We start from the raw sequence: 23,770 nt of genomic DNA, 5'->3' as shown, positions 1-23,770 counted from the left end.
AAAAATTGTTGTTGGTATCAGGGGCAATCAGTACTGACGGGCCTTCGCCAGTCGTTCATTCAGGGTCTTGGCCACTGCATCGGTGCGTGCGCTGGTGGAGACTTGCGCCACGCCGACCCGCCACCACGACAGGTATTTGTGAATCATGGTTTTGGGCAAGACCTTGATGTCGATCAGCGTCGACACGGTCTGCAATCGCGCATCGGCCAATGCCGCTTTCAGTTCTTCGACCGTGTTCACCTTGTAGGTTTTGCAGCCATAGGCCGCCGCGCTCATGGCGAAATCCAACGGCACGAAACCACCGTCGAGCTTGCCGGTTTCCGGGTTGCGGAACCGGAACTCGGTGCCGAAGCTGTCCATGCCGTGTTCCATCTGCAGGTTGTTGATGCAACCGAAGGTCATGTTGTCGAGCAACACCACGTTGATCTTGCGGCGCTCCTGAATCGAGGTCGCCAGTTCGGAATGCAGCATCATGTAAGAGCCGTCGCCAACCAGCGCGTAGACCTCACGATCCGGCTCGGCGAGTTTCACGCCCAGTGCGGCGTTGACCTCGTACCCCATGCAGGAATAGCCGTACTCGACGTGATAAGTGTTCACCCCCTTGCTGCGCCAGCTGCGCTGCAAGTCGCCGGGCAGGCTGCCGGCGGCGGCGACGATCACGGCGTCATCGGCCAGGGTTTCATTGAGCACGCCGAGCACGCGGCTCTGGGTCAGGCAGGAACCGGTCAGCTCGATGAATTCGCGCAGCACCGCCGGGTCCATGTGGTCGTTGATTTCCGGGATGAAGTCCTGGGTCTGGTATTCGACCTGATAGATACGGTCGACTTCCTCGTCCAGTTGCGCCTTGGCCTGTCGCGGTTGATCGCCCCACGCAGAACGGTAATCGCCCAAGGCTTCAGCCAACGCTTGCAAGCCGACTTTAGCGTCCGCCAGCAGTTGCACGCCATCGAGCTTCAGGGCATCGCAGGGGCTGATGTTCAGGTTGAGAAATTGCACGTTCGGGTGCTGGAACAGGGATTTCGACGCGGTGGTGAAATCGCTGTAGCGGGTGCCGACACCGATGATCAGATCCGCATCCCTGGCCAACAGATTCGCCGCCAGGCAGCCGGTTTCACCGATCCCGCCAACGTTTAGCGGATGACTGGACACCACCGCACTCTTACCGGCCTGGGTTTCGGCGAAGGGAATATCGAAGCGCTCGGCAAACGCCTGCAAGGCGGCATTGGCACCGGAGTATCTGACCCCGCCACCGCAAATGATCAGCGGCTTGCGCTTGCCTTTGAACAGCGCCAACGCATCGCCGAGCATCGCTTCAGTCGCCGGACGACGCTCGATGCGGTGCACGCGTTTTTTCAGGAAGTAATCGGGGTAGTCGTAGGCCTCGGCTTGCACGTCTTGCGGCAAGGCCAGGGTCACCGCACCGGTTTCGGCAGGGTCGGTGAGCACGCGCATGGCGTGGATCGCAGCCGTCATGAGTTGCTCAGGACGATTGATGCGGTCCCAGTATTTGCTCACGGCCTTGAATGCGTCGTTGGTGCTGATGCTCAAGTCGTGGAACTGCTCGATCTGTTGCAGCACCGGGTCCGGCTGGCGACAGGCGTAAACGTCGCCGGGCAACAGCAGCAAGGGAATACGGTTGGCCGTCGCCGTCGCGGCAGCGGTCAGCATGTTCGCTGCGCCCGGGCCTACCGATGAGGAGCAGGCGTAGATCTTGCGCCGCAAGTGTTGCTTGGCGAAACCGATGGCCGCGTGGGCCATGCCTTGTTCGTTGCGACCCTGATGGACGATCAGGTCGCCGCTGTCCTGCTCCAGGGCCTGGCCCAGGCCCAGCACGTTGCCGTGGCCGAAAATGGTAAAGATCCCGGCGACGAATTTGCTTTGAACCCCATCGACCTCGATGTACTGGTTATCGAGGAATTTCACCAGGGCCTGGGCCATGGTCAGTCTTGTTGTAGTCATGCTTGCACCTTCCTTTGAAGCTAATCCGGTACTTGCTGTGGAATGCGATCACTGTGGGAGTGGCGGTGCGACGATTCGACTTGCTCGCGAAAGCTGAGTGTCTGGCGACTTCAATGTTGAATGTGCCGCCCTCTTCGCGAGCAAGCCCGCTCCCACAGTTGATCTCCATCAGTTCATAAGTGGTGTCAGGCCAGGGATTTTTGCAAGTGATCCATGCTCGCGCCGATCGCCTGCTGGATATTCGCCAGGCCATGGACGCTGTCGGCAAACGGTTCGAACGACAGGTAGCCGCTGTAACCGCTGCTGAGCAAGGTGTCGATTTGCGCCGCGTTGCCAAGGATGTCGCCCTCGCCCACCAGCACCCGATGCCCGTCACGAATGCTCGCCAACGGCGCCTCGGCATCCTCGACACCGGAGATGTGCACCAGCCCGGTCAGCTCGGGGAAGAACTCATGCTCGCTGGCCAAGTGATGGTGAAAGGTGTCGTGAACCAGACGGAACACATCCAGCCCACCGATGGCCTTGATCGCGTCCACCGCCGTGCGCTTGCGGCGCAGCGAGCATTCTTCGAAACCCAGCGGCTCGATGAAACCGAGGATGCCGTGTTCGCGCAGGATCGGCGCCAGTTCAGTCAACGCCGTGCGCAGACCTGAAGCGCGTGCGGCCTCGTTACGCGGGTCGGCACGGTCGTTGAGCGGGCACATGACCAACCCTTGAGCGCCGCAATCACGAGCATAAGCGGCCAGCTTCAAGGACTGTGCACGGTGCTCGTCATTCCACACATCAAACGGATACAGCGCGTTGATCGACAGCACGGTGATGTCTTTGGCGGCACACAGCTCACGGACGCGCTCGGGTGCGGTGCCGTCTTCGATCTCGACGCCTTTAAGGTCGTTGCGAATTTCGATGGCGTCGGCCTTGAGGGTCACCGCCAACTCGATGAACGCGGGCAGGGACAAACGTGGGGCGACCATACGGTTCAGGGCGAAACGCAGGGATTTGCTCATTATTGTTGTTCTCCGCACAGGTGAATTAGTTGGCCGTCGGCATGCTGAATTCAGGGCCCTTGGCAATGCTGTCAGGCCAGCGCTGCATCACGCTTTTGTAGCGGCTGTAGAAGCGGATGCCTTCTTCGCCGTAAGCGTGGTGATCACCGAACAGTGAGCGCTTCCAGCCGCCGAAAGAGTGCCAGGCCATCGGCACCGGAATCGGCACGTTGATGCCGACCATGCCCACCTTGATGGTGCGGGCGAAAGCTCGGGCGATGCCGCCGTCGCGGGTGAAACAGGACACGCCGTTGCCGAACTCGTGGGCGTTGATCAACGCGACGGCGCTGGCGAAATCCGGCACCCGCACGATGCCCAGCACCGGCCCGAAGATTTCCTGTTGGTAGATGCTCATCTCGGTCGTGACCTTGTCGAACAGCGTCGCGCCGACGAAGAAACCGTTCTCGGCGCCCGGCACCTTGAAGTGGCGGCCATCAACGATCAGTTGCGCGCCCTGTGCCACGCCTTCGTCGATGAAACCTTCGACTTTGGCCTTGTGCTCGGCGGTCACCAGCGGCCCCATGTCGCTGTCGCCCTTCAGGCCGTTGCCGACTTTCAGTTGATCGATACGCGGCAGCAGTTTGGCAATCAACTGGTCGCCGACATCACCCACCGCCACGGCAATCGAAATCGCCATGCAGCGCTCACCGGCCGAGCCGTAAGCGGCACCGATCAGGGCGTCCGCCGCTTGATCCAGATCCGCGTCAGGCATGACGATCATGTGATTTTTCGCCCCGCCCAGTGCCTGCACACGCTTGCCGCGGGAGGTGGCTTGCTGGTGGATGTACTCGGCAATCGGCGTCGAGCCGACAAAGGAAATCGCCTCGATGTCCGGGTGTTGCAGCAACGCGTCGACGGCGGTCTTGTCGCCCTGAACCACGTTGAACACACCATCCGGCAAACCGGCTTCGCTCAACAGTCGGGCCATCAGCAAACTGGCGGACGGGTCGCGCTCGGACGGCTTGAGGATGAAGCAGTTACCGGTGATCAGCGCCAGCGGGATCATCCACAGCGGCACCATCACCGGGAAGTTGAACGGCGTCACGCCGGCACACACACCCAGCGGCTGACGCAGGTTCCAGTTATCGATTCCGCCACCGATGTTGTCGCTGAACTCGGTTTTCAGCAGGTTCGGCGCACCGCAGGCGTACTCGACGATTTCGATGCCCCGGGTGACTTCGCCCTTGGCGTCGGAAAACACCTTGCCGTGTTCGCGGCTGATGATTTCTGCCAGCTCATCGTGATGTTGGTCGAGCAACTCCTTGAACTTGAACATCACCCGCGAACGGCGCAGGGACGATTGTTCGGACCAGGCCGGAAACGCTTTCAGGGCCGAGGCGACGGCTTCGTCGACAGTCTTCTGGCTGGCCAGCCCGACGCGCGCCTGAACGCTGCCGGTGGCCGGGTTGAAGACATTGCTGAACCGTTCGCTGCTGCTGTATTGCACTTGACCGTGGATGTAATGGCCGATGATCGGGGCGTTGCTCATTGATCGTGTTCTCCGTGCAGAGGTTGGAATTCAGGCTTTTAAGTTCAGAGATCCAGCAGCCAGCTGTGCTGCGGATCGTTATGGAACTGCCAGACACGTTTCGGGCCGGCCATCACGTTCAGGTAGTACGACTCGTAGCCGTACGGCACGCTGACCGGGTGATAGCCTTTGGGCACAACCACGAGGTCGCTGTTTTCCACGGCCATGGCCTGATCGATGCTGCGATCGTCGGTGTACACCCGCTGGAACACGAAGCCCTGGGGCGGGTTGATCTGGTGGTAATAGGTTTCTTCGAGAAAACTCTGGTGCGGCAGGTCGTCGGTGTCGTGCTTGTGCGGCGGGTAGCTCGAGGAGTGACCCGACGGCGTACGCACTTCCACCACCAGCAGCGAATGGGCCGGCTCGGTGTCCGGCAGAATGTCGCAGACGTAACGGGTGTTGGCGCCTTTGCCGCGCACGCTGCGCTTCATGCTGTCGGGTTTGATCAGCCGTGGGCCGAGGCCGTTGCTCGTTGAGCCGGGCGCGGCGCACACGGCGATTTGCACATCGCTGAGCGCGACCACTTGCGCCTGACTGCCGGGTGGCAAGTACGCGGCGAAGGGGGATTTGTCTTCAAACACCGACTGGCGATCACCGATGTTGTCCCAGTCAAACGCGCCCTGCCCCGGCGCTTCGCCCTTGATGCTGACTCGACCGCTGAGCAGCACCAGGCACAGTTCTTTATCACCGGCCGACACCGGCAGGGTTTCGCCCAGGCTCAAGCGGTAAGCGGCGAAGCCGACGTATTCCAGCTCACCTTTGCCCAGCTCGACCATGGTCCGGCCACGGGCGTTGCTTTTGACCAGCAGGCTCATAATGCAATCCTCTCGTCGAGCAGCGCACGCAGGGTGTCGTAGCCTTTTTTGGCGTAGACATAACTCGGTGCCACCGCGGGGTCCTGCTCGGCTTCGACCACCAGCCAGCCGTGGTAATCGGCCGCCAGCAGCACGTCGAGCAAGGCGCCGAAATCGATGTCGCCATCGCCGGGCACGGTGAACGTGCCGTTGATGATGCAGTCCGGGAAGCTCCACAGGTTGTTGCGGGCCAGTTGCACCACCGGTTTACGCACGTCCTTGAAATGCACGTGGCAGATGCGTTCGATGTGTTTGCGCAGCACCTGCAACGGTTCGCCGCCGCCCATGTAGCAATGGCCCGAATCGAACAGCAGACCGACTTCGCTGCCGGTCAATGCCATCAACTTGTCGATGTCTGCCGGGGATTCGACGTAGGCGCCCATATGGTGGTGATACGCCAGGCGCACGCCTTGGGACAAGGTGAAGCGTGCCAGTTCGGTGAGCTTGTCGGCGTATTCCTGCCAGGAGTGTTCGGTGTGGAAACGTGGGCGCTCAACCAGCGGAATGCGCTGGCCTTGAATGGAGTCGGCGACTTCACCGTACACCAGCACCTTGGCGCCGTTTTTCGCCAACAGCTCGACATGGCTGCCGATGGCGTCGATTTCTTCGGCCACCGAGCGACGGGCCAGACGGCTGGAATACCAGCCGGACACCAGCGCCAAGTCATAGGGGCGCAGTACATCGCCGACACCCTTGGCGTCTTTGGGGAATTTGCCGTTGAGTTCGAAACCTTCGTAACCGATTTCCTTGCCTTCACTCAGGGCGGTGCTCAGCGGCGTCTCGCCACCGAGGGACGGCAGGTCGTCGTTGCTCCAGGAGATCGGGTTGATGCCAATTCGAATAGCGGGCATGGCTGCACCTTTTATTGTTTTACACAATTCAGTAAGAACGACGCAGGCCCCCTGTGGGAGCGAGCCTGCTCGCGATAGCGGTGTGTCAGGCGACTTTAATATTGACTGTCAGTCCGCTATCGCGAGCAGGCTCGCTCCCACAGGGTCCCGCGGTGTTGCGTCATGCGCGGGCCGTGCGCCAGGCATCGATCAGTTCGACGAACGTGCCCTGCACCTGACGGATCAGCGCCTCATCGTCGATTTCACCAGCCATCCACGCGCGGCTCGGCTCCTGGAAAATCGTCCGGCCGACTGCAAACCCGCGGCAAGTCTGGCTCTGGCTGGCCTGTTGAAACCCTTCGGCCAGTGCCGCTGCCGGTGCATTCAATCCCAGCAACACCACGCCTCGGCAGTACGGATCACGCTCCTGAATCAGCTCGTCGAGTTGTTTCCACTCCTCGGCGCTCTGCGCTTCGATCTTCCACCACTCCGGGTAAATGCCCAGGTTGTAGAGGCGTTTCAGCGCGCGATACAACACGTCCGGATGGGGCGACGGATGATCCTTGGGCGGGATGATTTCCAGCAGCAGTTCATGACCGCTGACCAGGGAGGCCTGGTACAAACCCTTGATTTGCGCTTCCTGTTCCAGACGCAGCAGCGGCTCGTCGTCGGGGTGGAATTGCACCAGGCACTTGATGATTTGTTCCTGCGGCCAGGCGATCAGGTTGCTGCCAATGGAGCGCCCATGTTCGAAGGCTAATGGCCGCGAACCCTGCACTTCCACCGGACGCGCCACCCACCAGCCGCGACCGGTGGCGGCGTTCAGCGAGTCTTGGCCGAAACGTTGATCGGCCAGCAGCCCGACATCGGCCTCGATGCCTTGCTTGCGCAAATCGGCTTCGACCCGTTCCACAGCCTTGATAAACAGTTGCTTGAGTTCGCCGATGGCGTTCAGGTCGCGACCGCCCTTGTGCGCCAGTTCCACCAGTTGCCCGCGATGGTCGAAAGCAAAAATGAACAGCTGCTTCCACTGTTTGCGCGGCACGCTGACCTGATGCAGACGCTGCAACACCGCGTCCTGATCCGGCCGGGTAATCGGCACCGGGCTGTTAAACAGATAGTCGAGTTCGGCGCGGGTCGGCATGGCCGGCGCACAGGCATGGCGCGACACCACCAGACCGCCGCAGGCATTGGCCAACTGGCAGCAGCGCTCGTCGCTCGCATCCTCCAGCCAACCGGCGAGGAAACCGGACATGAAGGCATCGCCGGCGCCCAGCACATTCAACACTTCCACCCGAACGCCGGGGTAAATGGCGCCGTCCTCGAGACGTTCCGGGATCACTCCGTGAATCACCGTGCAGCCCTGTGGGCCGAGCTTGACCACCAATGTCGCCGTGCTCAGTTGCCGGACGTTGCGCAATGCGGTGAGTAAATCCTCGGAACCGCCGGCAATCAGGAATTCTTCTTCCGTGCCGACGATCAGGTCGAAACGCGGGAGGATTTTCTGCACGTGCTGGCTGACGTTCTGGTCGGCGACGAAACGGGTTTCGCCGTCGGCCTTGCCGGCCAGCCCCCAGAGTACCGGGCGATAGTCGATGTCCAGCACCCGTTTGACGTTGTGCTTCTCGGCGTACTCCAGCGCCTGGATGCTCGCCTTGTAGACGCCGTCGGTGGAGAAATGGGTGCCGGTGATCAGCAAGGCTTTGCTGGAAGCGATGAAGGCTTCGCTGATGTCTTCGGCCCGCAGCGCCATGTCAGCGCAGTTTTCGCGGTAGAAGACCAAAGGAAAGGTTTCGCGATCCTTGAGGCCCAGCAGGACCATGGCGGTCAGGCGCTCCGGATCGACCTTGATGCCGCTGACATCGCAACCTTCGCGGGTCAGGGACTCCACCAGGAAGCGGCCCATGTGGTCGTCCCCTACCCGGCTCAGCATCGCCGATTTCAGGCCCAGCCGGGCGGTGCCGAAGGCGATGTTGGCGGACGACCCGCCGAGGTATTTGGCGAAGCTTGAAACATCTTCCAACCGCGCCCCGACTTGCTGCGCATAGAGGTCGACGCCTAGGCGCCCCAGGCAAATCAGATCCAATTGACGCCCACTGGCAAAACGAGTCTGGCCCATGCTGGCTCCTGTTATTTTTATCAGCCTGCGTTCGGGGCGATGGCCGCGCCGAACACTCTTGGTGGATGCAGACTAAAACGTCCGGGACCGAACAATCAATAATTATTCTAAATATTTTTTATGTAGAATATTTTTTCCAATAAGCGTTGGTACAGGCGTTTCAGTGGCAGTGCATCGTTTCAGCACACCTCGTACTGACCGCAAGCTCAAGATTTTATTCCGGCCTACCCTGTAGACTGCGCACAGCCAACCTATTGTCAGGGGATGACGCCATCCGTCCTCCCTATAAGAACAAGCCAGAAGGATTCCTTATGACCCGCACCGATCAGCCGGCGACGACCGAGAGCACGCCCGACAGCGATCTCGCCAGCCCCCCGATCAACGCCGAGCGTCTGCTGCAGCTGATCACCAACGAATACGAAAGCCTGCCGCGCCAGCTCAAGCGCATCGCCAGTTACATGAGCCAGCAAAGCGACCGGATCATGGTCGACCGCATCAGCGACATCGCCCGCGAGTGCGAAGTGCACCCGTCGGCAATCGTGCGGTTTTCCCAGCGTTTCGGCTTCAGCGGCTTTAGCGAAATGCAGGCGCTGTTCCGCGAGGCCTACACCCACAAGACCACGCCGGTGCAGAACTACCAGCAGCGTATTCGCAGCATGATTGCCAACAAGTCGCAGAAGGCCAGCGGCGGCGACCTGGCGCGCGAGTGCATCAATGCGACCCTGTCGGGCATCGAACGGCTGGGGCTGGAACTCGATGATCAGGCCTTCGACAAGGCCGTCGACCTGGTGGTGAATGCCGACAACATCTACGTGGTCGGGGTGCGCCGTTCGTTCGCGGTAGCCGACTACTTGGTCTACAACCTGCAACACACCAACAAGCGTATCCATCTGGTCTCGGGGCTCGGCGGCAGCTACCGCGAGCAGATGCGCAGCGTGCGCGCCAATGACCTGGTGATCGCCATCAGCTTCACGCCCTATGGCAAGGAAACCCAGCACTGTCTGCGCATCGCCCAACACCATCAGGCGAAAACCCTGATCATCACCGACAGCAACCTCTCGCCCCTGGCCAAGCGCGCCAACACTGTGTTGCTGGTCAACGAAGGCAGTTCGTTTGCCTTCCGTTCGTTGAGTGCGACGCTGTGCCTGTGTCAGGCGCTGTTTATCGCCGTGGCGTATCGGCTGGAATTGAAAGTCGATGAGATTCACGAACAGGTCGGCTTCGAAGATTAGCGCCCACGCCGTTTGCAGCTCGCTGAAGCTAAACTAAGGTTGTCCATCCCGAAATGGACATCTGAAGGAGCGGTTCAATGAAGCTGATCGGCATGCTGGATTCACCCTATGTGCGGCGCGTCGCCATCTCTGCCAAACGCCTTGGCATCCCGCTGGAACACCAGTCGGTTTCGGTGTTTCGGCATTTCGAGCAATTCCAGCAGATCAACCCGGTGGTCAAGGCCCCCACCCTGGTGCTCGACGACGGCGAGGTGTTGATCGACTCGACGCTGATCCTCGACTACCTCGAAGCCTTGGCCGGTCCTGGCAAGAGTCTGATGCCAAGCGATCTCGCTCAACGCCTGCGCTCATTGCGCCTGATCGGCCTGGCGCTGGCGGCGTGCGAAAAGTCTGTGCAGCTCTACTACGAACGCAACCTGCGGCCGGCGCACATTCAATTTGAACCGTGGGTGGAGCGGGTCGAAGGACAATTGGCAGCCGCCTATTCGGCGCTGGAGCGGGAGCTGGAAATGCAGCCGCTGAAGACTGACGGGGCGATTGCTCAAGACGGGATTACGTTGGCGGTGGCGTGGAGTTTCACCAACCTGGTGGTGCCGGATCAGGTGGATGTGAATCGGTTTCCACAGATCAGTGCGTTTACGGCGTATGCCGAGGGGCTTGAGGATTTTCTCAGTACACCAATTGAGTAGATAGATTTGTTGTGTCTGATCTGGCCCCATCGCGAGCAGGCTCGCTCCCACATTTGATCTGTGTCGCTCACAAACTTTGGGCTCACTGAAGATCTACTGTGGGAGCGAGCCTGCTCGCGAAGGCGGACTGACAGTCACCATCAATCCATCAATCTAAAGATCAGTCCGCTCAAACAAAAACGCCGCTTCCACCAAAGGCAGAAGCGGCAGAGGCAAGTGCCCCAGCGTAAGTCAGTGCATGAAAAGGGCGATCAGGATGATGATCGGGATCGGTACGCCGAGAAAGAACAGCAGTAATGAGCGCATGGTAGTTCTCCTGGGTTAACGGACAGGCAGTGAAGTGGTGTTCACGTAAGCGTCGGATTCCAGATACACCACGGCATCCCGACGACGGCCGCCAAAGGTTGCCGCGAGGCTGGCGAAAAACGCACCGATCAGCAGCGCAATGAACATCCACAGCGAAGTCCAGGCAGCGACTTTGGCGGCGGTGTCGGCAGCTTGTTGGGCGGCAAGTTTGGCGTCGGCCACGGCTTTTTGCGTGCGGGCATACACTTCATCAACGCGACGTTCGGCGTCCGCTTGAGTGAGGTTGGTCCGTTGGGCGACCAGTTGCGCCAGGTAGGTGCGATCTTCGGCAGCCAGTTGACCGTCGTTGCTCAGGCTGCGCACAAAGATGCGCGTCACGGTGCCACGAACGGCGTCATCACTGACCGCCGCCGGACGATCATCGCGGAACAGACTGTCGACGAAGTAACCGTACGGGTCACTGTCAGTGTTGCCGGCAGCCGCACCGGCTGCTTGAGTCGCGGCAGTCGCGGCGCCGCCAACCACGCTCGCCCCGGCCTGCACGCCACCGCTGACAATGCTGCTGACCGAGCCGACCACCAGCGTCGCCGTCACCAGCGTTGCCACGCACCAGGCCAGAAAGCCATGGGCGGTGTCACGGAAGTAAACTTCATCACCGTGCATGTACGCCCATTTCACCCGCAGCCGACCGGCGATGTAACCGCCAAGCCCGGACGCCACGATTTGCGTAGCCGCCAGCCAGACAATCGTTGAAATGCCCAGGCCCTTGGCGCTCACCCCTTCATTGGCCCACGGCGATACCGCCGAAAAACCCAGGCCAAAGCCGAGCAGCACGAGAATCAACGACAACGCCGCCGCTGCAGCGGCCCCCGCGAAGATCGCCCCCCAGGACACGCCAGAGAGCGTGCTCGTTTCTTCGAAGGCAGGATAGAAACCATCAGAGGATCTATTCATTGTTATATCGCTCCTGGCAGGAAAGATGGTGTTACAACTCTTCAACGGAGGAAGTGCAGTCACCGTGCCAGTCGCCAACTTTAAATAAATCTAGGAATTTCAGTGATTTAGAAAGTTTGAACTTCCTATGGCCATGCAATTTGCAAGGAACTGTCTGTAGCGGCGGGTTTTATGCATTGCATACGAGCTACTTGCGCTTGTAACTCTTGTTACCGCTGGGCGTGAGGCAATACACCCCGCCTCTAGGTCCCGTGCAGAACGTACCGGTGCCGCATGCGCAACCATCGGCGCTCTGCAACAGCATTTGCGGGCGAGCCTGGCTGGTGCCGCCATACATCGCCGAGCAACTTTTCTTCGAGCCACTGATGGAGCCATCGTTACACAGGAACAGATCGCCATCGCAGCGATCGATACCGCCTTTTTTTCCCGAGCACGGTGTATTGCCCGCCCAGGCGGATCCGCCGGTAACGCAGAGCAGCAACAGGACAATCGGCATCCAGCCACGACGAATCAAAGTGCGCACAGTCCAGCTTCCTATTAGAGTTATGGCCGAATGATATCAATGTTCCGGGCAGGCTCATGAAGCAACATGAAAGTTAATTTAAAAAGTCGCCGACGTTTCTTGGCAAAATGCCCACACCTTCGCCATGAACTGACTATCAGGCCCGCCCTATGCCCCGCATCTTGACCATCGAAGACGACGCCGTGACCGCCCGGGAAATCGTCGCCGAACTGAGCAGCCACGGCCTCGACGTGGATTGGGTCGACAACGGCCGCGAAGGTCTGGCGCGCGCGGTCAGCGGCAATTACGACTTGATCACACTCGACCGCATGCTGCCCGAGCTCGATGGTCTGGCGATTGTCACCACGCTGCGGACCATGGGCGTGGCCACGCCGATCCTGATGATCAGCGCCCTCTCCGACGTCGATGAGCGTGTGCGCGGCTTGCGCGCAGGCGGTGACGATTACCTGACCAAACCGTTCGCCACCGATGAAATGGCCGCCAGGGTTGAAGTCCTGCTGCGCCGGCAGAACACCGTGAGCGCCCAGGCCACCACGTTGCGGGTGGCGGATCTGGAACTGAACCTGATCAGCCATGAAGCCAGCCGCGACGGTCAGCTGCTGACGCTGTTGCCCACCGAGTACAAGTTGCTTGAATTCCTGATGCGCAACACCGGGCAGATTCTGTCGCGGATGATGATTTTCGAAGAGGTCTGGGGTTACCACTTCGACCCCGGCACCAACCTGATCGACGTGCACATCGGCCGGCTGCGCAAGAAGATCGACCCGCCTGGCAATGTCCCACTGATTCGGACCGTGCGAGGCTCGGGTTATGTCATTGCTGAACCCCTCTAAAGGCTGGCGTTCCTCCAGCAGCCGACTGCTGGCGCTCTACAGTTCGCTGTTCGTGCTCTGGAGCGGGATTCTCATGGGGGTCATGTACTACGAGGTTTCCGCTTACCTGGACAACCTGGCCAAACACTCGCTGATGCAACGTCAGCATTTGTTTTCGCACTTTCAGGGCGAACAATTGGCGGACGCCCTCGCCGTCAGCATGACCTTCGACATTCGCGGCATCGACGCTTATGGCCTGTTCGATGCTCAGCACCGCTACCTCAGCGGTGCGCTGCGTCATATGCCCAAAGGCCTGCCGCTCGATGGCAAGATTCACATGCTCGGCGACTGCGCCGATTCTGACGACCCAAGCCTGCCCGCCGACAGCTGCGACGCGGTTGCGACCCAGACCAAGGACGGTCGCTGGCTCGTGCTGGTGCGGGATAACGGCTCGTTGTTTGCCGTGACCCGGATCATTCTTCACGCATTGCTCTGGGGGGTGACGCTGACCATCTTGCCCGGTATCGCTGGTTGGCACCTGTTGCGCCGCCGCCCCTTGCGGCGGATTCGTGCTATCCAGGCCAGCGCCGAGGCCATCGTCGCCGGCGACCTGACCCGCCGCCTGCCATTGTCCAATCGCCGCGATGAGCTGGACATGCTCGCCGCCATCGTCAACGCCATGCTCGAGCGTATCGAACGCTTGATGAACGAGGTCAAAGGCGTTTGCGACAACATCGCCCACGACCTGCGCACACCGCTGACGCGCCTGCGGGCGCAGCTGTACCGGATTCAGCAACAGGCTGATGAAGGTTCGACGCTGGCGGTGCAACTGGACTCAGTGCTCGGTGAAGCGGACACCTTGATGGCGCGTTTTCGAGGGCTGCTGCGGATTTCCGAGCTGGAAGATCGTCAGCGGCGTTCAGGTTTTGTGCAGCTGGATCCGGTGCCGTTGTTGCAGGAACTGCATGACTTTTATCTGCCGCTGGCGGAAGAAGGCGAACTGGTTTTCAAGCTGCAATTGCCTGACGTCTTGCCGCCACTGAATGGCGACCGCGCGTTGCTATTCGAAGCGGTGGCGAACCTGCTGAGCAACTCGATCAAGTTCACGCCGTCGGGTGGTGAGGTGATTTTGCGTGGGATCAATGAAGGGGGACATACGCGGATCGAAGTGCTCGACTCGGGGTCCGGGATTCCGGAGGCAGAGCGGGAGGCAGTGTTCCAGCGGTTTTATCGTGCCGATGGTGGTAATCAGAAAAGCGGGTTTGGGCTGGGGCTGTCGATCGTTGCGGCGATTGTGAGCTTGCATGGGTTTACGCTTGAAGTCGGTACGAGTGAACTCGGCGGTGCACGGTTAGTGCTCGACTGCCGGCAGAGTTTGATTCCCCCCGATTGATCGTTCTCACGTCGAGGCGTTGATCGTTCCCACGCTCCGCGTGGGAACGATCATGCGAAGCCCACCACCCCTTCTTCATGCATCTGCCGCAACAACACCGCGCCACTGTCCATAAACTCCGGCGACCCAGCCATCCCCGCCTCCACCGCCAACCCTTCCAGCTGCTCACGACCATCCAGTTGAGGAAATTCCTCAATCCGCTGCAACAACCGCCACGCTAGCGGGCTCAGCTCGGAAAACTTCACACACCAGTCCTCAGCCCGACGCACCAGCAACAATGTCGGCTGAGCCGGCGTCGTCTGCGGTTGATAATCCGGCCCCACCCACTGCACCGGCCAGGCATACGCCAGCGGCCAGGCCAGCGGCGACACCTGCAACGGTCGGTCCAGCAACAACCCGGCATCGCTCAGCGGCAACGGTTCGGCCTCGGACTGCTGCAACGCCATCTCGACCCACTCGTAATGCGCCAGCTCCACCATGAACGGCGGCCACGCCCCTTCGCTCAACGCTTGCGGTTCCGAAGCCAGGAACTCGACAAACTCCTTGGCGATCTCGCCGAATTTCGGCGTGTGCGCGCGGTAGTCGCGCAGGAAAATCCGTACCAGTGAACGCCAGTGTTCATCGCCGAGAATCTTGATCAGCACCGGAAAGGTCCCGCTGAGCAACGATGACAGGTTCGCGAAAATCAGGTCGCGGTAAACCTGCGCCCGTGTCACGTCCATCCCGGCCGGTGGCGCGCAATGATCAGGATCGCGCAGGTAAAGGCCCAGGGTGTTTTGCTGCTGAAACAGGCTCGGTTTATCCACGGTTCACCCCCTCGGCTTGCAGGCGGCGAATGGTCTGCAATTCGGCCAGCAGTTCGGAAAATGCCGGAAAGTTGAAATCCCGTTCCAGCAGCGTCGGCTGCGCGCCGAACCGGGCGTAAGCCTCAGCCAGCAACGACCAGACCACCGGTTTGACCGAAGCGCCGTGGGTGTCGATTTTCAAGATGTCGGACTCATCGAAATGCCCGGCTACGTGCATGGCCACCACCCGGCCCGAATCGATGCCAGCCAGAAAGGTCTGCGGATCGAAACCGTGATTGATCGAGTTGACGTAGACATTGTTGACGTCCAGCAACAGGTCGCAATCGGCTTCGCGCAGCACTGCGTTGGTGAAGGTCACCTCGTCCATGTCTTGCTGTGGCGCGGCGTAGTAGGAGACGTTTTCCACCGCCAGGCGCCGACCAAGAATGTCCTGGGCCTGGCGAATCCGCGCGGCGACGTGATGCACCGCTTCTTCGGTAAAGGGCAACGGCAGCAGGTCGTAAAGGTGACCGTCATCGCTGCAGTAGCTCAAGTGTTCGCTGTACAGCGGCACCTTGTATTGATCGAGGAAAACCCGGACTTCCTGCAGAAACCCAACGTCCAGCGGGGCCGGACCGCCCAATGACAGGGACAAGCCATGACAGGACAACGGATAACGCTCGGCCAGGGCTCGTAATGCATGACCATGAGCGCCGCCGATACCGATCCAGTTCTCCGGCGCGACTTCCAGAAAATCGAAATCGCCCACACGGGCAGCCTGAAGGTCTTTCATTAAACCGCGACGCAAACCGAGCCCGACGGTCGCCTTCGCTGAGAGGGTGGGAGTTTGCATGATGTCGATCTCAATGATTGTCAGGACGGAACCACAGTTAACCGAAAGGGTGTATCGGGTCTGTGTTCCGTCCCGGCAGAAAATCGCGGCGGTTGTATCGCCAGCGGGTCTGTACACACTGCGGTACAGACCCGCCGTTGCGCGTTACGCCAGGTCGTACTTCTCGCGCACCAGATGGCCAATGCCGATGCGATCCAGCACGGTCATCGGGCACAGGAACGTCACGCGCACGGTGCCCGGCAAGCGGCTGATGTCGATCGAGCCGGTGATGGTCGCGCGGTTGAGCACTTCGTCGTATGGCAAACCGGTGACCGAGGCGGCGCGTTTCAAGCCGTTCTCCACCGCGACGTTGAGGTTCTCGCCGCTGCCGATAAAGGTGATCGGCCCGCTCTGCTCGATCTCGTGCTGGCCCCAGCGCTCGCCCAGCTCGCGGACTTTCTGCCGCTGCTGGGCATTCATCGGCCGGGCCATGGGCGGCAAGTCGTCGAGGTTTTGCAGCAGGATCGGCCCTTCCAGCGTCAGGTTCTTCACCACTTCCACCACCACTTCGGTTTCCCCGGAGCAGTCGGTGGCATGCCCGGCGATCTCGCCGTTGCCCTGCTGGGCGTGCATGTCGCCCATGTACACACCGGCGCCTGACACCTTGACCGGGCAGATCAACACGCAGCCCTCGCGGATCGAGTTGGTGTCCATGTGACCGTCAGTCTTGGCCGCGTGCAGTTCTTCGCGGGTCATGCCGAAACGGTGCGGCGCACCGATCAGGTACTGGCCGAAATCGGCGCAGTTGTGGGAGTCGGGCAAATCACGGGACGGCGTGGTGCCGATGTTGCCGAGGAACGGCCGCATGTGCGCCGCCACACCGGGAATGTCGGCGCGCGCCAGGGAAAGGATCGAATGCTGCGCGGCGAATTCCGGCAGCGCCGACATCTCGGCTGCGTTACCGGCCAGTTGATTGGCGATGTCCTGATTGACGGTCAGGCTGACCTGATTCTGCGCATCGAACACGATCACGTAGCCGTGGCTGAAGCGAAACGCGCTGACCTCGGCGCCACAGGTGTTACAGCGAATCGCGTCCTCGCCGATGCCTTCGACATGGCTGGCCGGGTGTTCGGTGCCGCACTTGGCGCAGAATTTGGAAACAAACGGATCACCGTTGTAGCGGCCTTCAACGAACTTCATCACCCCGGACGAAGTGGCCAGCGAGGTGACGCGCATGCTTTTGATCTTGATCGCCACCGCGTCGCCGATTTCCGCACCGGCGATGGCCACCGGTTGCGTCACTTCGTGGCCACCCTCGAAGGCCGGCGTGATCATCGGCCCCCAACAGCCCGGCGGTGTGCCGGTGATCAGGGTGCCGCCGTCGGCCAGTGGCCCGAGCATCGGCTGGCTTGGGCCGAGGATGCCGCTGGTGTATTGGTCGACGCGCAGGCGATTGACGGGTGTGGGTTTCAAGTCGGTTTCAGGCAGGAGCGTAGTCATTGTTGTCCCCTTCACGGTGTATAGGGTGCCAAATGGCCTACGCAGTTCATCGCAGGTTTGTATCTCGCCTGTGTTCGGCAGTGCCCCTGAGTTAGCGGGCACTGTATCGGGAGGCCGGTTAGATACAGTGCAATACACGCCACAAATCCCTTGTGGGAGCGAGCCTGCTCGCGATAGCGGTTTTTCAGTCGACAAGGATGTTGCCTGGCCCACCGCCATCGCGAGCAGGCTCGCTCCCACAGGGGGCCGGTGTCAGTCAGTAAAATGTAACTTTCGTCGCTCCAGGCCGCAGTGCACGGCCCCCGGACTAAACTTAGTGCACGCAGGGCGTGCTTATCGTCCTGTCCATTCCCACGACCACCGTTCAGAGGTGAACGCCTCGAAAAACAAGGCCTCTGGACTGTGATCCTGCTGAAGGAGCACACGTGATGGACGAGGCCAGACTCAATGATTTCATGGGCAAACTGGTGAACGACATGGGCGGCGCGGCGATGCTCGCCAACGTCATCCTCGGCGAAGAGCTCGGACTGTACCGGGCCATGGCCGACAGTCAGCCAGTCACCCCTGAAGCCCTCGCTGACAAAACCGGCTGCAACCCCCGCCTGCTACGCGAATGGCTCAGCGCCCACGCCGCTTCCGGTTACATGGAACACCGCGACGGCCAGTTCCGGCTGCCCGAAGAGCAGGCCATGGCATTGGCGATCGAAGACTCACCGGTCTATATCGCGGGTGGCGTCGGGGTGGTCGCATCGTTTTTCCATGACAAAGACAAACTGGTCAGCGCCATGCGCGGCGACGGTGCCCTCGCCTGGGGCGATCACCATCCGTGCATGTTCAGCGGCACGGAGCGGTTTTTCCGGCCAGGTTATAAAGCGCATCTGGTCGCTGAATGGCTGCCGGCGCTCGAAGGCGTGGTCGCCAAACTGGAGGCTGGCGCCAAAGTGGCGGATATCGGCTGCGGCCACGGCGCATCCACCGTGATCATGGCCCAGTCGTTTCCGGATTCGCGGTTCGTCGGTTTCGACTACCACGCCCCCTCCGTCACCGTCGCCACCCAGCGCGCTGAAGAAGGTGGCGTGGCCGGGCGTGCGCGGTTCTTCCAGGGCACGGCAAAAAGCTTCCCCGGCGATGACTATGATCTGGTTTGCTATTTCGACTGCCTGCACGACATGGGCGACCCGGTGGGCGCGGCGCGGCACGCTTATGACGCACTGAAACCGGACGGCACGGTGCTGCTGGTAGAACCGTTCGCCAATGACTCGCTCGACGACAACGTCAACCCGGTTGGCCGCTTGTTCTACGCCGCCTCGACTTTCATCTGCACCCCGAACTCGCTGTCCCAGGAAGTCGGCCTCGGCCTCGGCGCCCAGGCTGGCGAGGCCCGGCTGCGCAAGGTCTTCACCGAGGCGGGATTCAAGACGTTCCGGCGGGCCACGGAAACACCGTTCAACCTGATTCTGGAGGCGCGTAAGTAAATATTGCTGACCGCTGACGGGTGACTGCTTACTGTAGGAGCTGCCGCAGGCTGCGATCTTTTGATCTTCAGCGATTTGAGTATCGTCAAATCAAGATCAAAAGATCGCAGCCTGCGGCAGCTCCTAAAGGTCCACCGGAGTGTTGAACATGCTCGACAGCCTCATCCGCGAACAACTCGACCGCCTTCAGCAGCTAATGACGGACCAGCCGTTTGTGGTCCTGACCGGCGCCGGCATCAGCACCCCGTCGGGCATTCCGGACTACCGCGATAACCAGGGCGTGCGGCGTGGCCGACAACCGATGATGTATCAGGAATTCCTCTCCGCCCCCGAATCCCGGCGCCGCTATTGGGCACGGGCGATGCTCGGTTGGCCGCGGGTGCGCCAGGCTCAGCCGAACGTGGCTCACGAGGCCTTGGCCAGTTTGCAAAGTTCGCAGCAGATCAGCGGGCTGATCACTCAAAACGTCGACACCCTGCACGACCAGGCCGGCAGCCATGACGTCATCGAACTTCACGGCAGCCTGCACCGGGTGTTGTGCCTGGACTGCGGAAACCGCAGCGGACGGGATTCGATCCAGCAATTGATGGAAGCGCAGAATCCGTATCTGGCCGGCGTGGATGCCGTGCAAGCCCCGGACGGTGACACGCTGCTGGATGCAGCGTTTGAGGCGCGGTTTCAGGTACCGCATTGCCCGCATTGCGCAGGTGAACGGATGAAGCCGGATGTGGTGTTTTTTGGCGAGAACGTGGCGCAGGTGACGGCGGCCAAAGCGATGGCGGCGGTCGAAAAGGCTGCGGGGTTGCTGGTGGTGGGGTCTTCGTTGATGGCGTATTCGGCGTTTCGGTTATGCCGGGCGGTAGCGGATCAGGGGAAGCCGTTGATTGCGATTAATTTGGGGAAGACTCGGGCGGATGACCTCCTTGATTTGAAAATAGAGGCTTCATGCGAGCAGCTTTTGCCCTTACTGGCCCAGCACCTGACGACGTAGAAACTGACAAAACCACAACCTTGTGGGAGCGGGCTTGCTCGCGAAGAGGCCTGCACATTCAACATTAATGTTGACTGACAAACCGCTTTCGCGAGCAAGCCCGCTCCCACATTGGGCCTGTGTTTCAGTGCGAAGATAAGCGTTGGCCGAGGTTTTCGGCTTTCAGAATATCGAACAACGCCTGCGCCGCCGCCGACAATTCCACCCCAGGCTTCGTCAGCACCCCGATCGCCCGCTCCACCACCGGATCGCGCAAGGTAATGCACCGCGCGCCCAGTTCCAGCATCTGCCCGACACACAACGCCGGCACTGCACTCACCCCCAACCCGCTCGCCACCATCCGCCCAACCGTCGCCAACTGATGACTTTCAAACTCCACCGGCAATTTCATCCCACGCGCCTGCAAGTGTTCCTCCAGCATCACCCGCACCGTCGACGGACGCTGCAAAGTGATGAACGGCTCCTTGAGCAAGGTCTGCCAATCGATGTCTTCTCGTTCGGCAAAAGGAGAGTCCTTCGGCACAACGGCCACAAACCGGTCCATGTACAACGGCGTGAATGCCAGCGACGAACTCTGAGTCGGTTCAAACGCCACCCCCAGCTCAACCTGCCGGTCACGCACCATCTCCAGCACCTGTTCGTTGATCACGTCATTCACCGTGACGTTGACCTTGGGATAGCGCGCGCGGAAGGTTTTCAGGATCGGCGGCAGCAGGTTGCCGGCAAACGATGGCATCGCCGCCAGCGTCACGCGACCGCGCTGGAGGGTGAAGCGTTGGCGCAGCTCATCCTCGGCATTGTCCCAGTCGGCGATCAGGCGACGTGCCAGTGGCACCAGCGATTCTCCCTCCGCCGTCAGCGCGACATTGCGCGTGTTGCGGGTGAACAGCCGACCGCCCAGCCCCTCCTCCAGCGCCTTGATGGTCAGGCTCAAGGCCGATTGCGACAGGTGCAACCGCTCGCAGGCCACGGCAAAACTCAAACTCTGGGCCACGGCCAGGAATGCGCGGATCTGCTTGACTGTCATGTGCGAGTTGCTCCAGTAATTAGGAGCACGGCTTGCCCGCGATGGATTCCTTGAAATCGCCATCGCGAGCAAGCTCGCTCCCACAGGATCGATTGGTGAGTTTTATCTATCAATCAACCTTAAAAATCAACTTAACAAATGAATTCTTCAGCGAGACACTCCTATCCCATACGGCTAGCCAGCCGCCCACAAAGAATAAAAGAGGTGCATATGGCAGGTTTCGACAAGCGCGTGAGTTCCTACGAGGAAGCTCTGGCAGGTCTTGAAGACGGCATGACCGTGATCGCCGGCGGCTTCGGTCTGTGCGGGATCCCGGAAAACCTCATCGCCGAGATCAAGCGCAAAGGCACACGCGACCTCACCGTGGTGTCCAACAACTGCGGCGTCGACGGTTTCGGCCTCGGCGTGCTGCTGGAAGACCGGCAGATCCGCAAGGTGGTGGCGTCCTACGTCGGCGAGAACAAACTGTTCGAAGACCAACTGCTGAAAGGCGAAATCGAAGTCGTCCTGACCCCTCAAGGCACTCTCGCCGAAAAAATGCGCGCTGGCGGCGCCGGCATCCCCGCTTTCTTCACCGCCACCGGCGTCGGCACTCCGGTAGCCGACGGCAAGGAAGTCCGCGAATTCCATGGCCGCCAGTACCTGATGGAAGAGTCCATCACCGGTGACTTCGCCATCGTCAAAGGCTGGAAAGCCGACCATTTCGGCAACGTCATCTATCGCCACACCGCCCAGAACTTCAACCCGCTGGCCGCCACTGCCGGCAAGATCACCGTGGTCGAAGTCGAAGAAATCGTCGAACCCGGCGAGCTGGACCCGGCGCAGATCCACACCCCTGGCATCTACGTCGACCGGGTCATTTGCGGCACGTTCGAGAAGCGCATCGAACAGCACACCGTGCGTAAGTGATCCCCTGCCCCCGGACCGAATGAAGGAATAACAACAATGGCACTTTCCCGCGAACAAATGGCTCAACGCGTCGCCCGCGAAATGCAGGACGGCTTCTACGTGAACCTGGGCATCGGCATTCCGACCCTGGTCGCCAACTACATTCCTGAAGGCATGGAAGTCATGCTGCAGTCGGAAAATGGCCTGCTGGGCATGGGTCCGTTTCCTACTGAAGAAACCATCGATGCCGACATGATCAACGCCGGCAAACAAACCGTGACCGCACGTATCGGCGCGTCGATCTTTTCCTCGGCCGAGTCCTTCGCGATGATCCGCGGTGGTCATGTCGACCTGACCGTACTCGGTGCGTTTGAAGTGGACGTGCAAGGCAACATCGCCTCGTGGATGATTCCCGGCAAACTGGTCAAGGGCATGGGCGGCGCCATGGACCTGGTGGCCGGCGCAGACAACATCATCGTCATCATGACCCACGCGTCCAAGGACGGTGAGTCCAAGCTGCTGTCCAAATGCAGCCTGCCGCTGACCGGTGCCGGGTGCATCAAGCGCGTGCTGACAGACCTCGCCTACCTGGAAATCAAGGACGGGGCGTTCATTCTCAAGGAACGCGCACCGGGCGTCAGCGTCGAGGAGATTGTCGCCAAGACCGCCGGTAAACTGATCGTGCCGGATCACGTTCCGGAAATGCAGTTCGCTGCCCAGTGAGGAATCATTCCATGCAAGAAGTCGTCATTGTCGCCGCCACCCGTACCGCCATCGGCAGTTTTCAGGGGGCCCTGGCCAACGTGTCCGCGGTAGACCTCGGTGCTGCGGTGATCCGTCAGTTGCTGGCGCAAACCGGACTGGACGTTGCTGAAGTCGATGAAGTAATCATGGGCCAGGTGTTGACCGCCGGCGCTGGGCAAAACCCTGCGCGCCAGTCCGCCATCAAGGCCGGCCTGCCCTTCACCGTGCCTGCGATGACCCTGAACAAGGTCTGCGGCTCGGGCCTCAAAGCGCTGCATCTGGCCACTCAGGCGATTCGCTGCGGCGATGCCGACGTAATCATTGCCGGCGGCCAGGAAAACATGAGCCTGTCCAATTACGTCATGCCCGGTGCCCGCACCGGTCTGCGCATGGGTAACGCGCAAATCGTCGACACCATGATCAGCGACGGCCTGTGGGATGCGTTCAACGATTACCACATGGGCATCACCGCCGAGAACCTGGCTGACAAGTACAGCCTGACTCGCGAGCAACAAGACGCCTTCGCCGCGGCCTCGCAACAGAAAGCCACGGCCGCCATCGAAGCCGGGCGTTTTGCCGACGAGATCACGCCGATCCTGATTCCTCAGCGCAAGGGCGATCCGGTCGCCTTCCAGGTTGACGAACAGCCACGGGCCGGCACCACCGCCGACTCCCTGGGCAAACTGAAACCGGCCTTCAAGAAGGACGGTTCGGTGACCGCCGGTAACGCCTCGTCCCTGAACGATGGTGCCGCCGCCGTAATCCTGATGAGCGCGGAAAAGGCCAAGGCCCTCGGCCTGCCGGTGCTGGCGAAAATCGCGGCTTACGCCAATGCGGGCGTCGACCCGGCGATCATGGGCATCGGCCCGGTCAGCGCGACTCGTCGTTGCCTGGACAAGGCCGGCTGGTCCATCGACCAACTGGACCTGATCGAAGCCAACGAAGCCTTCGCTGCGCAATCCCTGGCGGTGGCCAAGGACCTGGAATGGGACCTGAACAAGGTCAACGTCAACGGCGGCGCTATCGCCCTGGGCCACCCGATCGGTGCGTCGGGTTGCCGGGTGCTGGTGACCTTGCTGCATGAAATGATCAAGCGTGACGCCAAGAAAGGCCTCGCCACCCTGTGCATCGGTGGTGGTCAAGGCGTGGCACTGGCGATCGAACGGGCGTAAACCTTTTTCGGCCACAAGGATCGTTCCCACGCTCTGCGTGGGAATGCCTCAACGGACGCTCTGCGTTCGGCTTTGGAAGTGACGCCGAGCGTCACGGGCTGCATTCCCACG

Annotated in this window: 21 protein-coding genes; 9 read left to right on the top strand and 12 right to left on the bottom strand. The window is 60.7% G+C overall.

Annotated elements, in window-relative coordinates:
* Positions 1-27 precede the first annotated feature (27 nt).
* The 6 genes from iolD to ACMXYJ_RS13205 form a co-directional block, all read right to left on the bottom strand.
* Positions 28-1,959, bottom strand: a complete 1,932-nt coding sequence (gene iolD / locus ACMXYJ_RS13230) for a 3D-(3,5/4)-trihydroxycyclohexane-1,2-dione acylhydrolase (decyclizing) (protein WP_415760173.1) — start codon at positions 1,957-1,959, stop codon at positions 28-30.
* Between the two features lie 185 nt (positions 1,960-2,144).
* On the bottom strand, positions 2,145-2,966 hold the full coding sequence (locus ACMXYJ_RS13225; protein ID WP_415760172.1) for a TIM barrel protein: 822 nt from the start codon (positions 2,964-2,966) through the stop codon (positions 2,145-2,147).
* A gap of 25 nt (positions 2,967-2,991) precedes the next feature.
* A complete protein-coding gene (locus tag ACMXYJ_RS13220) occupies positions 2,992-4,494 on the bottom strand; it encodes a CoA-acylating methylmalonate-semialdehyde dehydrogenase (RefSeq protein WP_415760171.1) in 1,503 nt (500 codons plus the stop codon).
* A 44-nt stretch (positions 4,495-4,538) separates the two neighbouring features.
* Complete coding sequence (gene iolB, locus ACMXYJ_RS13215; protein WP_033057630.1) at positions 4,539-5,348, bottom strand: 5-deoxy-glucuronate isomerase; 810 nt, start codon at positions 5,346-5,348, stop codon at positions 4,539-4,541.
* Positions 5,345-6,238, bottom strand: a complete 894-nt coding sequence (gene iolE, locus ACMXYJ_RS13210) for a myo-inosose-2 dehydratase (RefSeq protein WP_415760170.1) — start codon at positions 6,236-6,238, stop codon at positions 5,345-5,347. The genes iolB and iolE overlap by 4 nt, the downstream gene beginning before the upstream one ends.
* Positions 6,239-6,398: 160 nt before the next feature.
* Complete coding sequence (locus tag ACMXYJ_RS13205) at positions 6,399-8,336, bottom strand: bifunctional 5-dehydro-2-deoxygluconokinase/5-dehydro-2-deoxyphosphogluconate aldolase (protein ID WP_415760169.1); 1,938 nt, start codon at positions 8,334-8,336, stop codon at positions 6,399-6,401.
* Between the two features lie 311 nt (positions 8,337-8,647).
* Here ACMXYJ_RS13205 and ACMXYJ_RS13200 point away from each other — a divergent pair, with 311 nt between their 5' ends.
* Together ACMXYJ_RS13200 and ACMXYJ_RS13195 are read left to right on the top strand one after the other, a co-directional pair.
* Complete coding sequence (locus ACMXYJ_RS13200; RefSeq protein WP_033057626.1) at positions 8,648-9,568, top strand: MurR/RpiR family transcriptional regulator; 921 nt, start codon at positions 8,648-8,650, stop codon at positions 9,566-9,568.
* A gap of 77 nt (positions 9,569-9,645) precedes the next feature.
* On the top strand, positions 9,646-10,257 hold the full coding sequence (locus tag ACMXYJ_RS13195) for a glutathione S-transferase (protein ID WP_415760168.1): 612 nt from the start codon (positions 9,646-9,648) through the stop codon (positions 10,255-10,257).
* Between the two features lie 321 nt (positions 10,258-10,578).
* Here ACMXYJ_RS13195 and ACMXYJ_RS13190 read toward each other — a convergent pair whose 3' ends face one another.
* Together ACMXYJ_RS13190 and ACMXYJ_RS13185 are read right to left on the bottom strand one after the other, a co-directional pair.
* Complete coding sequence (locus ACMXYJ_RS13190; RefSeq protein WP_415760167.1) at positions 10,579-11,517, bottom strand: hypothetical protein; 939 nt, start codon at positions 11,515-11,517, stop codon at positions 10,579-10,581.
* Positions 11,518-11,704: 187 nt separating this feature from the next.
* Complete coding sequence (locus ACMXYJ_RS13185) at positions 11,705-12,013, bottom strand: hypothetical protein (protein WP_415760719.1); 309 nt, start codon at positions 12,011-12,013, stop codon at positions 11,705-11,707.
* A gap of 176 nt (positions 12,014-12,189) precedes the next feature.
* Here ACMXYJ_RS13185 and ACMXYJ_RS13180 point away from each other — a divergent pair, with 176 nt between their 5' ends.
* Together ACMXYJ_RS13180 and ACMXYJ_RS13175 are read left to right on the top strand one after the other, a co-directional pair.
* Positions 12,190-12,873, top strand: coding sequence for a response regulator transcription factor (locus ACMXYJ_RS13180; RefSeq protein ID WP_415760166.1), 684 nt, complete (start codon positions 12,190-12,192; stop codon positions 12,871-12,873).
* Positions 12,851-14,245: a sensor histidine kinase gene (locus tag ACMXYJ_RS13175; protein ID WP_415760165.1), complete on the top strand. Its 1,395-nt coding sequence runs from the start codon at positions 12,851-12,853 to the stop codon at positions 14,243-14,245. The genes ACMXYJ_RS13180 and ACMXYJ_RS13175 overlap by 23 nt, the downstream gene beginning before the upstream one ends.
* A gap of 50 nt (positions 14,246-14,295) precedes the next feature.
* On the opposite strand, the gene ACMXYJ_RS13170 is transcribed toward ACMXYJ_RS13175, so the two are convergent.
* The 3 genes from ACMXYJ_RS13170 to ACMXYJ_RS13160 form a co-directional block, all read right to left on the bottom strand.
* Positions 14,296-15,051, bottom strand: coding sequence for an HvfC family RiPP maturation protein (locus ACMXYJ_RS13170; protein ID WP_415760164.1), 756 nt, complete (start codon positions 15,049-15,051; stop codon positions 14,296-14,298).
* Entirely contained in the window at positions 15,044-15,883 is an 840-nt protein-coding gene (locus tag ACMXYJ_RS13165) for an HvfB family MNIO-type RiPP peptide maturase (protein ID WP_415760163.1), read from the bottom strand. Before ACMXYJ_RS13165 ends, ACMXYJ_RS13170 begins: the two co-directional genes overlap by 8 nt.
* A 144-nt stretch (positions 15,884-16,027) precedes the next feature.
* Positions 16,028-17,362, bottom strand: coding sequence for an acetamidase/formamidase family protein (locus ACMXYJ_RS13160; RefSeq protein ID WP_415760162.1), 1,335 nt, complete (start codon positions 17,360-17,362; stop codon positions 16,028-16,030).
* Between the two features lie 428 nt (positions 17,363-17,790).
* Here ACMXYJ_RS13160 and ACMXYJ_RS13155 point away from each other — a divergent pair, with 428 nt between their 5' ends.
* Together ACMXYJ_RS13155 and ACMXYJ_RS13150 are read left to right on the top strand one after the other, a co-directional pair.
* Positions 17,791-18,837 (top strand): class I SAM-dependent methyltransferase, encoded by a 1,047-nt coding sequence (locus ACMXYJ_RS13155; protein WP_415760161.1) that lies wholly within the window; start codon positions 17,791-17,793, stop codon positions 18,835-18,837.
* 148 nt (positions 18,838-18,985) lie between these two features.
* Complete coding sequence (locus tag ACMXYJ_RS13150; RefSeq protein WP_415760160.1) at positions 18,986-19,828, top strand: NAD-dependent protein deacetylase; 843 nt, start codon at positions 18,986-18,988, stop codon at positions 19,826-19,828.
* A gap of 124 nt (positions 19,829-19,952) precedes the next feature.
* On the opposite strand, the gene ACMXYJ_RS13145 is transcribed toward ACMXYJ_RS13150, so the two are convergent.
* Positions 19,953-20,855, bottom strand: coding sequence for a LysR family transcriptional regulator (locus ACMXYJ_RS13145; protein WP_415760159.1), 903 nt, complete (start codon positions 20,853-20,855; stop codon positions 19,953-19,955).
* A gap of 210 nt (positions 20,856-21,065) precedes the next feature.
* Between ACMXYJ_RS13145 and ACMXYJ_RS13140 the strand changes: the two genes are divergently transcribed.
* The 3 genes from ACMXYJ_RS13140 to ACMXYJ_RS13130 are packed head-to-tail and all read left to right on the top strand — an operon-like array spanning position 21,066 to position 23,659.
* Positions 21,066-21,764, top strand: coding sequence for a CoA transferase subunit A (locus tag ACMXYJ_RS13140; protein ID WP_415760158.1), 699 nt, complete (start codon positions 21,066-21,068; stop codon positions 21,762-21,764).
* A 36-nt stretch (positions 21,765-21,800) separates the two neighbouring features.
* Positions 21,801-22,466: a CoA transferase subunit B gene (locus ACMXYJ_RS13135; protein WP_348130982.1), complete on the top strand. Its 666-nt coding sequence runs from the start codon at positions 21,801-21,803 to the stop codon at positions 22,464-22,466.
* Positions 22,467-22,477: 11 nt separating this feature from the next.
* Positions 22,478-23,659: an acetyl-CoA C-acetyltransferase gene (locus ACMXYJ_RS13130; RefSeq protein WP_415760157.1), complete on the top strand. Its 1,182-nt coding sequence runs from the start codon at positions 22,478-22,480 to the stop codon at positions 23,657-23,659.
* Positions 23,660-23,770: the final 111 nt, after the last annotated feature.

The sequence above is a fragment of the Pseudomonas arabinosi genome, from assembly GCF_047758675.1.
Taxonomy (GTDB): Bacteria; Pseudomonadota; Gammaproteobacteria; order Pseudomonadales; family Pseudomonadaceae; genus Aquipseudomonas; species Aquipseudomonas arabinosi.
The sequence above is the reverse complement of the archived record's forward strand: the minus strand, read 5'-3'. Positions and strand labels throughout refer to the sequence as shown.

Bases quoted from the DNA above. Each gene is read 5' to 3' on its own strand.
- iolD (WP_415760173.1), bottom strand. From the start codon at position 1,959: ATGACTACAACAAGACTGACCATGGCCCAGGCCCTGGTGAAATTCCTC.
- ACMXYJ_RS13225 (WP_415760172.1), bottom strand. From the start codon at position 2,966: ATGAGCAAATCCCTGCGTTTCGCCCTGAACCGTATGGTCGCCCCACGT.
- ACMXYJ_RS13220 (WP_415760171.1), bottom strand. From the start codon at position 4,494: ATGAGCAACGCCCCGATCATCGGCCATTACATCCACGGTCAAGTGCAA.
- iolB (WP_033057630.1), bottom strand. From the start codon at position 5,348: ATGAGCCTGCTGGTCAAAAGCAACGCCCGTGGCCGGACCATGGTCGAG.
- iolE (WP_415760170.1), bottom strand. From the start codon at position 6,238: ATGCCCGCTATTCGAATTGGCATCAACCCGATCTCCTGGAGCAACGAC.
- ACMXYJ_RS13205 (WP_415760169.1), bottom strand. From the start codon at position 8,336: ATGGGCCAGACTCGTTTTGCCAGTGGGCGTCAATTGGATCTGATTTGC.
- ACMXYJ_RS13200 (WP_033057626.1), top strand. From the start codon at position 8,648: ATGACCCGCACCGATCAGCCGGCGACGACCGAGAGCACGCCCGACAGC.
- ACMXYJ_RS13195 (WP_415760168.1), top strand. From the start codon at position 9,646: ATGAAGCTGATCGGCATGCTGGATTCACCCTATGTGCGGCGCGTCGCC.
- ACMXYJ_RS13190 (WP_415760167.1), bottom strand. From the start codon at position 11,517: ATGAATAGATCCTCTGATGGTTTCTATCCTGCCTTCGAAGAAACGAGC.
- ACMXYJ_RS13185 (WP_415760719.1), bottom strand. From the start codon at position 12,013: ATGCCGATTGTCCTGTTGCTGCTCTGCGTTACCGGCGGATCCGCCTGG.
- ACMXYJ_RS13180 (WP_415760166.1), top strand. From the start codon at position 12,190: ATGCCCCGCATCTTGACCATCGAAGACGACGCCGTGACCGCCCGGGAA.
- ACMXYJ_RS13175 (WP_415760165.1), top strand. From the start codon at position 12,851: ATGTCATTGCTGAACCCCTCTAAAGGCTGGCGTTCCTCCAGCAGCCGA.
- ACMXYJ_RS13165 (WP_415760163.1), bottom strand. From the start codon at position 15,883: ATGCAAACTCCCACCCTCTCAGCGAAGGCGACCGTCGGGCTCGGTTTG.
- ACMXYJ_RS13160 (WP_415760162.1), bottom strand. From the start codon at position 17,362: ATGACTACGCTCCTGCCTGAAACCGACTTGAAACCCACACCCGTCAAT.
- ACMXYJ_RS13155 (WP_415760161.1), top strand. From the start codon at position 17,791: ATGGACGAGGCCAGACTCAATGATTTCATGGGCAAACTGGTGAACGAC.
- ACMXYJ_RS13150 (WP_415760160.1), top strand. From the start codon at position 18,986: ATGCTCGACAGCCTCATCCGCGAACAACTCGACCGCCTTCAGCAGCTA.
- ACMXYJ_RS13145 (WP_415760159.1), bottom strand. From the start codon at position 20,855: ATGACAGTCAAGCAGATCCGCGCATTCCTGGCCGTGGCCCAGAGTTTG.
- ACMXYJ_RS13140 (WP_415760158.1), top strand. From the start codon at position 21,066: ATGGCAGGTTTCGACAAGCGCGTGAGTTCCTACGAGGAAGCTCTGGCA.
- ACMXYJ_RS13135 (WP_348130982.1), top strand. From the start codon at position 21,801: ATGGCACTTTCCCGCGAACAAATGGCTCAACGCGTCGCCCGCGAAATG.
- ACMXYJ_RS13130 (WP_415760157.1), top strand. From the start codon at position 22,478: ATGCAAGAAGTCGTCATTGTCGCCGCCACCCGTACCGCCATCGGCAGT.